We start from the raw sequence: 13,274 nt of genomic DNA, 5'->3' as shown, positions 1-13,274 counted from the left end.
GGGCACAGCGTCATTGCGCGATCGCGCGCGCATGGATCACGGCGAACCAGCCGGCGGCATCGGTCCATACCCTGGTGGCCTGGAAGCCCGACTGCTCCAGCAGCCCGACTGCCGCCGCCGGCTGGTACTTGTAGCTGTTTTCGGTGTGGATGCGCTCGCCGCGGGCAAAGCTGCGGGTGCCGCCGCGCCAGCGCACAACAAGCGCCTCACGCGCTTCGAGGTGCATTTCGATACGGCCTTCAAGCGCGTTGTAAACGCCGCTGTGGCGCCATTGGCGCACGTCGAAGTCGGCGCCGGCCAGATGATTGACGTGACGCAGCAGGTTCAGGTTGAAAGCGGCGGTGACACCGATTGCGTCATCGTAGGCGGCGTCGAGGATGGCGCTGTCCTTCACAAGGTCAATGCCGATCAAGAGGCCGCCGCCGCCGTCGCACTGGGCGCGGATGCGGCGCAAAAACGCGCTGGCCTGGTCGGGCGTGAAATTGCCGATCGACGAGCCGGGATAGAAGAACAGCCGGTGCTCCTGGCGCACCACGGCGGGAAGTTGCAGTTCCGTCGAAAAATCCAGGCCGAGGCCGGTCATTTCGATGTGCGGGAAGCGCTGCTGCAAGCGCTCGATCGATTCGCGCAGGAAGTCAAACGAAATATCGATTGCCACGTACTGGGCCGGATGCAACAGCGGAAACAGGCCGGCGGCCTTGGCGCAGTTGCCGGCGCCGAGGTCGATCAGGGTGGCGCCGGGGCCGATTGCGCGCGCCATTTCGGGGCCGTGGCGGGCAAAAATCGACGCCTCGGTGCGCGTCGGATAGTACTCGGGCAGTTCGCAGATGGCTTCGAACAGGCGCGAGCCGAGCGCGTCGTAGAGAAATTTTGGCGAAATGCAGGCGGTGCCGGCGCGCAGGCCGGCGTCGAGTTCGGCCAGTACGGCGGCGCTGGCGTGGACCGGGTTTGTATCGTTCGGGCAGGAAGTCGGCATAGGGTTTATCATTCGCATCTATGGGCGCACCACAGCGCGCAACAGCGCCCTGACAGATTTTAATTAGCTGTGTATTTGTTATGATAGCTGAATCTCCTGATTTTCAGCACTCGCGGGAACATCGAAACGTCCCGCGCCGGCTGCCGGATCCATTCAATTTCTTCACCGAAAGGGTTTATGAGCCACTTTTCATCACTGAGCACCCTGAAATCGATGCTCGGCGCCACCGTTTGCGCCGGCCTGATGTTCGCGTCAAGCGCCGTCTGCGCGCAGAACACGCCTGGCGTGCTGCGCGTTTCGGCAATTCCGGACGAGGCGCCCACCGAACTGCAGCGCAAGTTCAAGCCGCTCGGCGATTACCTGGCGAAGGCGACCGGCCTGAAAGTCGAATTTACCCCCGTCACCGACTACGCGGCGTCGGTCGAAGGCTTGGTCAACAAGAAGATCGACATGGTCTGGCTCGGCGGCTTTACCTTCGTTCAGGCCAATGTGCGCAGCAAGGGCATGGTCACGCCGCTGGTGCAGCGTCTCGAGGACGAAAAATTCCGCTCGGTGTTCATTACCACCAACAAGGACATCAGCAAGCTCGAAGACCTGAAGGGCAAGACGCTGTCGTTCGGTTCCGAGTCGTCGACCTCGGGCCACCTGATGCCGCGCTCCTACCTGCTGGCCGCCAAGGTCAATCCGGATACCGACCTGAAACGCATCGCGTTTTCCGGCGCGCATGACGCGACGGTGGCGTCGGTCGCCGGCGGCAAGGTCGACGCCGGCGCGCTTAACATCTCGGTGTGGGAAAAGCTGGTCAACGAAAAGAAGGTCGACCCGGCTGTGGTGCGCGTGTTTTACACCACTCCCGGCTACTTCGATTACAACTGGAGCGTTCGTTCCGACATGGCGCCGGCGCTGAAAAAGAAAATCACCGACGCTTTCCTGGCGCTCGACAAATCGACGCCTGAAGGCAAGGAAATCCTCGATCTGCAGCGCGCCAGCAAATTCATCCCGACCCGCGCCGAGAACTACGGCGATATCGAAAAAGCCGCCCACAGCGCCGGCTTGCTGAAATAATTCTCATGCAGTCGACCGGCCGTTATGACGACTTACCGCCTCGATAAACTGACGGTGCGCCACCTCGGCGCTAGTGGCGGCGCGCCTGCCCTGCACGACATCGACCTGGTCGTCGAGCATGGCGAGCAGGTCGCCATCATCGGGCCGTCGGGTGCCGGCAAGACCACGCTGCTGGCGACGCTGGCGTGCGCGCAGAAGCCGTCTAGCGGCAATTTTCAGATTTTCGACCAGGATCCCTGGTCGCTGCCGGAACAGCAGCGCCACACGCTGCGCGCGCGCCAGTGCCTGGCGCCGCAAACGCCGCCGCTGCCGCCGCGCCAGCGCGTGGTGACGGCGGTGCTGGCGGCGCGCCTGCCGCAGTGGACGCTGTGGCGCGCCTTGGTTTCGCTCATCAAGCCGGTCGATCCGCAGGCGGCCTACGACGCCTTGCTGCGCTTTGGCCTTGGCGACAAGCTGTACGCGCGGGTCGACCGGCTCTCTGGCGGCGAGCGCCAGCGCTGCGGCCTGGCGCGCCTGCTGCTGTCGTCGGCCGAGGCGTTCCTGGTCGACGAGCCGCTGTCGGCGCTCGATCCGGCGCTGTCGCAAATAACGTTGTCGACCTTGCAGCAGGAAGCGGCCAGCCGCAACGCCACCCTGGTTTGCAGCCTGCACCAGGTCGATATCGCGCGCGCCAATTTTGCCCGCATCGTCGGCCTGCGCGACGGCCGCATCGTGTTCGACTGCCCGCGCGAGCAGGTGACGGACGCGATGATCGATGCGCTGTACCGCAACGAGGCGTTGCATGCCGCCCCTTTGGCGCTGCACGAAACGCCGGAGCGTCTGGCCGTCGGCGCCTGCTTTTAAGCGCCAAGCCTGATGCCCACCACTTTTTTGAACCCGTCCCCGGGATCGTCCCGCCCCCCGCCCGACCCGGCCTGGCGCAGCCGCGTCAGCGCGGCCATCATCGGCCTGGCCATCCTGTGGCCGGCGCTGGTGTACAGCGAATTCAAGCCGTGGATCCTGTTCGACACGCAGAGCCTGGGCGCGGCCGGCGCCTACCTGGCCGGCTTCCTGCGCCCCGCGCATTCCATTGAATTTCTTCAGCTTGTGCTGCGCGGCACCTGGGAGACGGTGGCGATCGCCACCGCCGGCCTGACCTTGGCGCTATTGGGCGCGATTCCCGCCACGCTGATCGTCACCGAGCGGCTGTCGATTTCGCGCCTCGGCACCGGCCGCATGCGCTTTGCCTCCAGGCTGGTGCGCCAATGCGTGCGCTGGCTGCTGGTGCTGCTGCGCAGCGTGCCCGAACTGGTATGGGCGCTGCTGTTCGTGCGCGTGGTGGGCCTGGGCCCCACCGCCGGCGTGCTGGCAATCGCCCTGACCTATAGCGGCATGCTCGGCAAGGTCTACGCCGAGATTATCGAATCGTCCGATGCCCATGCAACCGGCATCCTGCTGGCCAACGGCAGCGCGCGCCTGCCGGCGCTGTTGTATGGCGCGCTGCCGGAATCGGCCGCCGAGCTGGTGTCGTACACGGTGTATCGCTGGGAATGCGCAATCCGCGGTTCGGCGGTGATGGGTTTCGTCGGCGCCGGCGGCCTCGGCCAGCGCATGGATGAATCGACCCGCAACATGGACGGCGGCGAAACGGCGACCATGCTGATTGTGTTCGTGCTGCTGGTCGCCTTGGCCGACGCCATCTCGAAGATGCTGCGCAGGAGGCTGGGGTGACGCCGATGCAGATGCCGGCCGCGCCGCCGCGCTCGGCATCCGGCTATCTGCTGCTCGCGGCCCTGGGCGCGCTGGTGGTGGCCAGCTTCGCCTCGCTGCCTTTGAAACTGTCGGAGTTTTTCACGCCGCAGGCGCTGGACACGACAACCGAATTTCTGGCCGGCTTCGCCCCGCCCGAGCTGTCGCCGCCGTTCTTGCGCAAGTGCCTGGAAGCGACGGCCGAAACGCTGTCGATGTCCGCGCTCGGCACCCTGCTGGCGGTGCTCGGCGGCCTGGCCCTGGCACTGCCGGCGGCCGGCCGTTTTGGCATTCTTGCGCGCGCGACGGCGCGCGCGATCCTCAATGTGCTGCGCTCGATCCCGGAACTGGTGTGGGCTTCGCTACTGCTGGTGGCGGCTGGCCTGGGCCCGTTCGCCGGCACGCTGGCGCTGGCCCTGCATACCAGCGGCGTGCTCGGACGGCTGTTTGCCGACGCGCTGGAAAACGCCGAGCCGCTGCCGGAACAGACGCTGCGTACCAACGGCGCGGCAGCAATGGCGTCGTTCTTTTACGCGACCTTGCCGCAAACGCTGCCGCAGATGCTGTCGTACACGCTGTACCGCTGGGAGAACAACATCCGCGCCGCGACCGTGCTGGGCGTGGTCGGCGCCGGCGGGCTTGGCCAGATGCTCAAGTACCACCTGTCGTTGTTCCAGATGCAGGATGCGGCGACGGTGGTGATCTGCATGCTGATACTGGTGGCGATGGTCGATGCGCTCAGCTTTGCCATGCGCCACGCGCTAACCCGGCGCTGATCGGATACCTGCCATGCTCGAACTGCGTGAAGTTTCAAAATCCTATGGCGGACGCACCGTGCTGGCAAGCTTGTCGCACCGCTTCGCGGCCGGCGAATTCGTCGCCATCATGGGCGAATCGGGGGTCGGCAAATCGACCCTGCTGAACCTGATCGCCGGGCTCGACGCACCCGACAGCGGCGACGTGCTGGTCGATGGCCAGCCGATGTCCGCCCTCGACGACGACGCCGCCACCCGCCTGCGGCGATCGCGCATGGGTTTTATTTTCCAGGCCTTTCACGTGCTGCCGCACCTGACCTTGCGGCAAAACGTCGCCTTGCCGCTGCTGCTCAACAATGCCAGCCTGGCGCGCGCCGGCGAGATGCTGGCGGCGGTCGGCCTTGATGGGCGCGGCGACGATTTCCCGCGCCAGTTGTCGGGCGGCGAGATGCAGCGGGTGGCGATCGCCCGCGCGCTGGTGCACCGGCCGGCGCTGGTGCTGGCCGACGAGCCTACCGGCAACCTCGACCCGGACACGGCCCACAGCGTGCTCGAACTGCTGCGCGCCGAAATCAAGGCCAGCGGCGCCAGCGCCATCATGGTCACCCACTCGCACGCGGCCGCGGCGAAAGCCGACAAAATACTCATATTGTCACGCGCGGGCCTGATTCTGTCGCCAAACGGCCTCTGAAACCTTGTTTTTTTAACGATGTTACGTTCATTCCCGCAAAAATTCCTTCCCCGTAGTATTATCGCGACCAACTCAATCTGCATGAAATACCTCCAAATGTAACGATTGGATTGTTTTTCAGGAAACGTTGAGGAACAAGCGGGAAATTATTGAGCAGCACCGGACCAAGGCGGAGGACCAGATGAACGTACGGCAAAAGAAACAAGAAATGATTGAAGCGATGAACCGGGCGCGGGCGCTCGAGCCATCGAGCTTTGTACCCAACAAGTTGCTCGACACCTTGATCGCAAAGCTCAATCTCAAAAATGATGCGGAGTTGTGCAGGGTGCTGGAAGTGCAGCCGCCGATCGTCAGCAAGATCCGGCACCGCAAGCTGGCGGTGGGTGCGACCATTTTGTTGCGCATGCACGAGAAATCGGACATGAGTATCCGCGACCTGAAGGAACTGGCGATCGACTCGATGCACTAGCAAATACGCCGCCCAGGCGGCGGCGCGGACTCAGATTTTCTTCGGACGCCCGGTCTTGAGCTGCGGCAGGCTGGCTAGAACATTTTGCAAGGTGGCCAGGTCGAGCTGGCCGATCAGCGCGACGCCGATTCGCAGCAGTTCGCTTTTCTTGATCTCGAAACCGGCCTTCAGGCAGGCCTTTTTTACCTGGCCGAGCAGCTCGTATTCGTGCTCAGGCATGGTGAAACTGTCGCGCACCAGTCTGGCCTTGCGCCCTTTTTCGCGTACCGGCTCGCCGGTTGCCGGTGTCGCCGGCGATGCCGGCCGCTTCGCGGCGGCCTGGCGCGCCGATTTTGGCGCCGCCGCCTTTGCCGGAGCGGCCTTGACTGCCGGTTTCGCGCGCGCCGCCGCTGGCGCCGGCTTTGCCGTCGCCGCTTTGCCGGCTGCTGGCGTACTTTCAGGCTTGACGGCTGGCTTGGCGGCCGCTTTCGCTGCAGGTTGTGCAGCCGCGGTGGCGGGCAGTTGTGCCGGTGCGGCGCTGGTTGTTTTTACGGCTGCAGGTTTACGCATTGTTGGCTTCTCCGGTGAATAAATTTAAAATGGTCTAAACAATATAGTCTATTTTTCCGACCTCCGCCCGAAACAAGCACATCCGCTCGCCAGCTACGCGCTGGTGCGCACGCAAAAATCGACGCCCACCTCTTCCCACCATTCCTGTTCCTTCTCGATCCAGTAGGATACGGTCGGATGGTGAGCGACCCAGTCGCGCTTGATGTCGAGCTCGATCCTGCTCTTCATGCGCAGTTTGAGTTCGCTGAAATCGGCCTCGATGCGGGCATGCATCAGCAGGATCGCCAGCCGCAGGGCCAGCACCGCCTTGGCGAAATCGGGATCGGTCAGCGCCTCGCCGATCTTGCGCAGGTTGCCCTTCTGCGCCACGATCAGCCGCGCCATCGCTTTCTGCTCGCGCGCGGTAAAACCGGGCAGGTCGGCGTTTTCGACCATGTAGGCGGCATGCTTGTGATAGCCGGTCTGCGACACCACCATGCCCACTTCGTGCAGCTGCGCGCTCCAGTTCAGCAGCTTGACGTAGGTGTCGGCCGATGGTTTGAGTTGCGAATACAGCGCCGCCGACTCGTGCGCCACGCGCTCGCCGCGCGTTGTCTCGGCGCGGAATTTCTCGGCCAGCAGGCGCACCGATTCGTCGCGCCGGTCGCACTGCATCGAGCGCGCGTACAGGTCCCACATCACGCCCATGCGCAAGCCGGCGTCGACCGGCACCAGCACGTCGATGCCCAGTTCGGCAACCAGCGCGATCAGGATCGCCAGTCCGCCGATGATGGTGCCGGCGCGGTCCGCGCGTAGGCCCGGCATGTCGATGTTGGCGACCTGGCCGAAGTCGATGAAACAGTGCTTGAGCGCGTCCAGCGATTGCGGCGACAGCAAGCCGTCGCCAAGCTTGTTGCGGGAAATTACTTCGGCGAGCGCGCGGATGGTGCCGGACGAGCCGTAGGCGGTGCGCCAGTATTGTGGGTGGTATGGCGGCGCGGCGTCCTCGAAATGGCTGCGCGCCGACAGGATCGCCGCTTCGAACGAGGTGCGATCGATGCGACCGTCCACAAAAAACAACAGGCTTTGCTTGACGGTGCCGACGCTGAACGACTCGACCCGTTCAATATCGAGACCGCGCCCGAGTACCAGTTCGGTCGAGCCGCCACCGATGTCGAGCACCAGCCGCCGTTCGCCAGGGGTCGCCAGCGCATTGGCCACGCCCATGTAGATCAGGCGGCCCTCTTCTTCGCCGGAGATGATCTCGATCGGATAGCCAAGCGCCTCCTCGGCCAGCGGCATGAAGATGGCGGCGTTGCGCGCTAGGCGCAGCGCGGCGGTGCCGACCACCCGCACCGCCTCGAGGCGGTAGCCCGACAAGACGGCGCGAAAGGTCTGCAGACAGGCCAGCGCCTGTTGCATCGCCGCCTCGGTCAGGCTGCCGCGCGCATCGATGCCGGCGCCGAGCCGTATCGGTTCGCGCATGCTCTTGACGACGCGGATCGCCTCGCCATCGTGCTTGCCGATGTGGAGGCGAAAACTGTTGGATCCCAAATCGACGGCAGCGTACATACCAGCTTCTTTCTCAATCGTTGTCATGACGGCCTCCGGCGCGCAAAATCGTACCACAATAGCGCGGCGGCATGACACGCCGATGACACGCCGGCGGCTCGCCCGCCACTGGCGCCTCGCGCGGCACACACGTTTACGCTTCGTGCGCCGTTGCCATGGCCGCCTCGATCACGCGGTTGCGGCCCAGCGCCTTGGCCGCCTGCAGCGCTTCGTCAGCGCGCTTGAACAGGCTGACGACGCTGTCGTCGGCGCGGATGGTGGTGACGCCGAAGCTGGCGGTCATGCCGATCATCGCGCGTTCGCCCTTGACCGGGGTCGCCGCGATCGCGGCGCGCATCCGTTCGGCCACCAAGGCCGCCTCGGGCAGGCCAGTGCGCGGCAGCAAGATGGCGAATTCGACGCCGACCATGCGGCCCAGCTGGTCGCTGTCGCGCAAGTGCTTCTTGCAAACGTCGACCACCGCGCGCAGCACGGTGTCGCCGGCCGGGTGGCCGTAGCTGTCGTTGATGCGCTTGAACTGGTCAAGGTCGAACAGCACCAGCGCGGTCGGCACGCCGGGCCGGCGCGCCAACGCCAGCCACGGCGCCAGGGCCGCGAAGAAGCTGCGCCGGTTCGGCATGTCGGTGAGCGCATCGACCACGGCCAGCCGTTCTAGCTCGCGCTGCCCTTGCTCGCGCGCGAGCAGCAGGCAACCAAAACCGTTCAGCAGCATCAACAGGTAGAACGCGCTTGACGTCCACAGCTGAAGGTTGCTGTTGCTGATCCAGTTCCAACCGGCGGGCATGGTCAGCGCCAGCATGCCGCGCGCGGCCACCAGCAGCGCCAGCAGGCTTGTGGCGATCGCCAGGAAACGGCGCAGCATGCTGGCATCCTTCCAGCCGAGCGCCAGCGCGCAAGCGCCGGACAGGTAGAAGCCGCCGAGGATCAGCGAGCCGGCGAGCGGGCGCAAAGCGGTTTCGTCGATCACGTAGCAGGCGACGAACAGTCCGATCGACGGCACCAGCAGCCACAGCGTCGCGCGACGCCATTGCGCGCGATCAAACGCTTCCCACAGCGCGCCCGCTTCGAACGCGACGCCGGTAAACAGCAGCGCGTAGCCGAGCAGGATCGCCACCGGGTCCGGCACCACGCCGGCGCTGCGCAAGTACAGCAGCAGCCAGGCGGCGCCCTGGCATTGCTTGGCGATTGTCCAGCTCGAGAGCACCAGCGATCTCTTGCGTTCGTATTCAAAGAAAAACAGCGCCGCGCACAGGCTAAGATTGCCAAGCGCCAGCGCCAGCAGCATGGTGGTGATATCCATTGCGCCTCAGACTTCGTGTTCGACGTTGCTGGTGCCGTCGCCGATCTTGCTGGCCCACGCATCGGCAAAGTACGCTTTTTCGGCCTCGCTCGGGGTGTCGCCCCAGAACACGATCAGCGTGCCCTTGTGGTCGTGCAGCTGGGCGACCTTCTCGATGAAACGCCCACCGGCCTGGCGGTCGGCCAGCGCCACCACGTAGCCGTAGACGCGGCTGAGCCGCTCGAGGCGGTCCGGTTCGGTTGAGCTGTTGGTCGCGGTAATTGTGGGATGGTCTAGAAACATGGTTTCTCCGTGGGCGGTGGTTTAGCTTATCAGAAACACACACGCTGCTACAAGATGCCGGCGCCCCGCGCATATATACTGTCGCGATGACCCCCGGCACCGATACCGATCCATCGCTTCTGGCAACGCCGCCGCTGGTGACCACCCGCGGCGACATGCGCACGCTCGAATTCGTTGCCGGCGAGGTGCAAAGCGAGATGCGCCTGTCGCGCCCAAGTGCGCTGGTGCTGGCGTATGCGCGCGCGATGATGTGCTTCGCCCTGTTCGTGCCGCGCCCGCGCCACATCCTGATGGTGGGCCTGGGCGGCGGCTCGCTCGCCAAATTCTGCTACCGCCACTTTCCGCGCGCCCGCATTACCGTGCTCGAGCTGCGCGCCGACGTCATCGCGCTGCGCGGGCAGTTTTGCGTGCCGCCCGACGACGGGCGCTTTACGGTGCTGCACGTGGACGCCACTGCCTGGCTGGCCGGCGTACCGGACAGCGTCGACGTGCTGCTGGTCGATGGCTTCGACGCGGCCGGGCTGCCGCCGGCGCTCGGCAGCTCGAAGTTTTATGCCGATTGCCGCCGCGCGCTGCGCCATGGCGGCGTGCTGGCGGCGAACGTCTTCAGCTATGACCCGCTCTACCCGGCGATGTTGGGGCGGCTGCGGCTGACGTTCGGCGGCCAGGTCTGCTGGCTCGACAAAGTGGCCGGCAACAACCGCATCCTGTTCGCCGTCAAGGATTGCCTGGACCCAGTGGCGGCGGCGCGGGGCCGCGCCTGTTTGGTTCGCCGCCTGATATCCCGCCGCCGCTGGCTCGGCTTCGGCATCCTGAACCGGCTGCTGGTGCTCGCCCTGGTCGCTTACCTCGAACGGCGGATCCGCTAGCCTTGCGCGGCAAGTGGCGTGCCAGAACATGTTGCTATTAAGATACAATTTGTTTGCAGCCTTCAGCGTTCTTGTGACACACTACCGTCACTTCGACCGGGCCCGCTTGCGCCCCACGACCAACCACAGGACTGACACCGGAACATGCGATTGCGCCTGCCCTTTCCACTTGAAGCCGCCAGTGTCGCGACGCTTGCAGCCGGCGTGGTCGCGACCGCCGCCTTGTACGCCGCGGTCAGCCATCTGGAAGACGAGAAGATGCGCATGGCGTTCGAGCAGCGCGCCGGCATCCGCATCGCCGCCATCCGCCAGGGCCTTGACGATGCGGTCGAAGTGCTAAGGGTGACGAACCACCTGTTTGCCTCGGTCGAACCGGTCACCCGCCAGCAGTTCCACGACTTCACCGCCCCGCTGCTGCTGCGCTACCCGTTCATCAAGGCGTTTAGTTTCCACCGCCAGCTCGGCGACGCCGAACGGCTCGCCTTTGAAGCACAACTCGGCCGGGTAGTCGCGGCCAGCGTGATCACTGAAGTGGCCGAGGGCACAACCCGGCCAGCGCCGCGCCGGCCGCACTATAACGTCGTCGAGTTCGTCGAACCGATGGCCGGCAACGAAGCCGTCTTCGGCCTCGACGTCGCCCGCAACGCCCAGGTGACGGCGACCCTGGCGCGCGCGGTCGACAGCGGACGGCCGAGCGCCACCCCAGTGATCAGCCTGATACAGGACGCGCGTCCGCAGGCCGGCGTGTTGGTGATGCTGCCGGTGTACCGGCAGCGCGCAGCGCTTGGCAGCGCCGCCGAACGCAGGACCGCGCTGGTCGGCGACACCGCGGCGATGATCCGCGCCGGCGACCTGGTGCATGAAATACTTTCCAGTAACAGCATGCTGGCCGACCCGGGCATCGAGCTGGCCGTATATGCCGGCGGCGCCGACGGCAAGGCGCAACAGGTGTTTCGCAGCGGCGCCGCAGCAGCCGGCCAGCTGCAGTCGCAACTACCTCCGCTGGTAAAAACCATTGACGTCGGCGGCCAGTCGTGGCGTGTCGAAGTGGCGGCGGCGGCGCGTCCTTACATCGGCGAGCACGCAGCTTCGCTGCTGGTACTGGCCGGCGGCATACTGCTGACCTTCCTGATGAGCGCGCTGGTACAGGCGATGGTACAGCGCGCGCGCCGGGTCGAGCGGCTGGTGCTCGAACGCACCGCCGAGCTGCAACGTTCGAACCAGCGGCTGAGCGAAGACGTCCTCGAGCGGCGCCGTACCGAAAAGGCGCTGCAGCGCAGCGAGCAGCGCTTTCGCCAGTTGGTGTCAATGTCGTCGGACTGGTATTGGGAGCAGGATGCGCAGTTCCGCTTCGTCACCATCAGCGGCGGTTTCGGCGATGATACGCAAGAGGACTCGCAGCGCTATATCGGCAAGACGCGCTGGGAAGTATTACCCTCGCTGGCCGAAACCGAAACGGGCCAGGCCCATATCGCGCTGGTTGGCGCCCACCAGCGCTTCGGCAATTTCGAGTATCAGACAGTCGACATAAACGGCGACACGCGCTGGTATTCGGCAACGGGGGAGCCGTTCTTTAACGAACACGCGCAGTTTGCCGGCTACCGCGGCACCACCACCGATATTTCTGCACGCAAGCTGTCCGAGCGGCGCATTCATCACGTCGCCCAGCACGACGTGCTGACCGGCCTGCCCAACCGCAGCCTGCTGCAGGACCGGCTCAGCCAGGCAATCGCCTACTCGACCCGCTGCAACCACCCGGTGTGGGTGATGCTGATCGACCTCGACCGCTTCAAGTTCGTCAACGACAGCATGGGCCACAAGGCCGGCGACGTGTTGCTGGTAACCGTGGCGGCGCGGCTGCGCTCGGCGCTGCGCGACACCGATACCGTGGCGCGCCTGTCGGGCGACGAGTTCGTCGTCATCCTCACCGAGCACGAAGACCAGAAGCTGTCGGTCGACGTGGTGCAGCGGCTGATGGATTCGGTGGCGCAGCCGGTCATATTGGGCAGCAAGGAATTCTTCGTCACCTGCAGCATCGGCGTGGCGGTCTACCCGCTTGACGGCGCGCCGGCCGACAGCCTGATCGAGCACGCCGACATCGCCATGTACCGCGCCAAGAAGCTGGGCCGCGACAACTTCCAGTTCTACACCCCGGCCATGAACGAAGAGGCGATGGAGCGGGTGCGCATCGAAAGCGCATTGCGCTGCGCCCTCGAACGCGACGAGTTCGTGCTGCACTATCAGCCGCAGGTCGACCTGGCCAGCGGCGAGATCGTCGGCATGGAGGCGCTGATCCGCTGGCAGCACCCGGAAATGGGGATGGTGGCGCCGGACCGCTTCATTGGAGTGGCCGAGGAAACCGGGCTGATCGTGCAGATCGGCGCCTGGGTGATGCGCGAGGCGTGTCGGCAGAACCGCGCCTGGCACGACGCCGGCCTGGCCCGGCTGCGTGTTGCCGTCAACCTGTCGGCACGCCAGTTCGGCGCTACTAACCTGGTCGCCGACATCCGCGCGGTGCTGGCCGAGACCGGCCTGGCGCCGGGCTGCCTCGAAATTGAACTAACCGAGAGCCTGTTCATGAGCGATGTCAGCCTGGCGGTCGAGCTGCTGCACGCCATGAAGGCGCTCGGCGTGAAGCTGTCGATCGACGACTTCGGCACCGGTTACTCGAGCCTGTCGTACCTGTCGCGCTTCCCGATCGACGTGCTCAAGATCGACCGCTCGTTCGTCGCCGCCATCGCGCGCGACTCGAACGACGCGGCGATCGTCGCCTCGATCATCGCGCTGGCGCACAACCTGAAGCTGTCGGTGATTGCCGAAGGCGTCGAAACGGCAGAGCAACTCGACTACCTGCGCCGCCGCGGCTGCGACCAGATGCAAGGCTATTTCTTCAGCCGTCCGCTGCCGGCTGCCGAGTTCGAGCAATTGCTGCGCAAGCAATGCCGGCTGCCGCTGCTGGCGACGCTGGATGAAGGCGCGCTGGCTTGAACCGGCACATAGTTTGTTGCGATTAAAACAACATCAAACGGTAAATCTGGT

The 13,274-nt window shown here is 65.1% G+C and carries 13 protein-coding genes; 8 read left to right on the top strand and 5 right to left on the bottom strand.

From position 1 onward, the window contains the following. Window positions 1-10: 10 nt before the first annotated feature. Complete coding sequence (egtD, locus tag CR103_RS04570) at window positions 11-976, bottom strand: L-histidine N(alpha)-methyltransferase (RefSeq protein WP_229442769.1); 966 nt, start codon at window positions 974-976, stop codon at window positions 11-13. A 177-nt stretch (window positions 977-1,153) separates the two neighbouring features. On the opposite strand from egtD, the gene CR103_RS04565 reads away from it, so the two are divergent. The 6 genes from CR103_RS04565 to CR103_RS04540 all read left to right on the top strand — a co-directional run bounded on the left by CR103_RS04565 (window position 1,154) and on the right by CR103_RS04540 (window position 5,684). Further along, the gene (locus tag CR103_RS04565; protein ID WP_099914823.1) at window positions 1,154-2,041 is read left to right on the top strand and encodes a putative selenate ABC transporter substrate-binding protein; all 888 of its coding nucleotides are present in this window, start codon (window positions 1,154-1,156) and stop codon (window positions 2,039-2,041) included. A 24-nt stretch (window positions 2,042-2,065) separates the two neighbouring features. Then, entirely contained in the window at window positions 2,066-2,884 is an 819-nt protein-coding gene (locus CR103_RS04560; RefSeq protein ID WP_099914822.1) for a phosphonate ABC transporter ATP-binding protein, read from the top strand. A gap of 12 nt (window positions 2,885-2,896) precedes the next feature. Beyond that, window positions 2,897-3,751, top strand: a complete 855-nt coding sequence (locus CR103_RS04555; protein WP_099914821.1) for a PhnE/PtxC family ABC transporter permease — start codon at window positions 2,897-2,899, stop codon at window positions 3,749-3,751. Window positions 3,752-3,756: 5 nt separating this feature from the next. Next, entirely contained in the window at window positions 3,757-4,545 is a 789-nt protein-coding gene (phnE, locus tag CR103_RS04550) for a phosphonate ABC transporter, permease protein PhnE (RefSeq protein ID WP_099914820.1), read from the top strand. Window positions 4,546-4,558: 13 nt separating this feature from the next. Continuing rightward, window positions 4,559-5,215 (top strand): ABC transporter ATP-binding protein, encoded by a 657-nt coding sequence (locus CR103_RS04545; protein WP_099914819.1) that lies wholly within the window; start codon window positions 4,559-4,561, stop codon window positions 5,213-5,215. Window positions 5,216-5,396: 181 nt separating this feature from the next. Beyond that, entirely contained in the window at window positions 5,397-5,684 is a 288-nt protein-coding gene (locus CR103_RS04540) for a hypothetical protein (protein ID WP_099914818.1), read from the top strand. Between the two features lie 30 nt (window positions 5,685-5,714). Here the strand turns inward: CR103_RS04540 and CR103_RS04535 are convergent, their stop codons facing one another. The 4 genes from CR103_RS04535 to CR103_RS04520 all read right to left on the bottom strand — a co-directional run bounded on the left by CR103_RS04535 (window position 5,715) and on the right by CR103_RS04520 (window position 9,366). Further along, entirely contained in the window at window positions 5,715-6,233 is a 519-nt protein-coding gene (locus CR103_RS04535; RefSeq protein ID WP_180279272.1) for a hypothetical protein, read from the bottom strand. 93 nt (window positions 6,234-6,326) lie between these two features. After that, complete coding sequence (locus CR103_RS04530) at window positions 6,327-7,784, bottom strand: Ppx/GppA phosphatase family protein (RefSeq protein ID WP_099914817.1); 1,458 nt, start codon at window positions 7,782-7,784, stop codon at window positions 6,327-6,329. Window positions 7,785-7,917: 133 nt separating this feature from the next. Continuing rightward, complete coding sequence (locus CR103_RS04525) at window positions 7,918-9,084, bottom strand: GGDEF domain-containing protein (protein WP_099914816.1); 1,167 nt, start codon at window positions 9,082-9,084, stop codon at window positions 7,918-7,920. A 6-nt stretch (window positions 9,085-9,090) separates the two neighbouring features. Beyond that, entirely contained in the window at window positions 9,091-9,366 is a 276-nt protein-coding gene (locus CR103_RS04520; protein WP_099914815.1) for a hypothetical protein, read from the bottom strand. An 86-nt stretch (window positions 9,367-9,452) separates the two neighbouring features. On the opposite strand from CR103_RS04520, the gene CR103_RS04515 reads away from it, so the two are divergent. Continuing rightward, window positions 9,453-10,235, top strand: coding sequence for a spermine/spermidine synthase domain-containing protein (locus CR103_RS04515; RefSeq protein ID WP_099914814.1), 783 nt, complete (start codon window positions 9,453-9,455; stop codon window positions 10,233-10,235). 144 nt (window positions 10,236-10,379) lie between these two features. Then, window positions 10,380-13,223: a bifunctional diguanylate cyclase/phosphodiesterase gene (locus CR103_RS04510; RefSeq protein WP_099914813.1), complete on the top strand. Its 2,844-nt coding sequence runs from the start codon at window positions 10,380-10,382 to the stop codon at window positions 13,221-13,223. Window positions 13,224-13,274: the final 51 nt, after the last annotated feature.

It is taken from the genome of Massilia psychrophila, from assembly GCF_002760665.1.
In the GTDB taxonomy this organism is placed as follows: Bacteria; Pseudomonadota; Gammaproteobacteria; order Burkholderiales; family Burkholderiaceae_D; genus JAFCUW01.
This window is presented reverse-complemented; position numbering and strand designations above follow the sequence as displayed.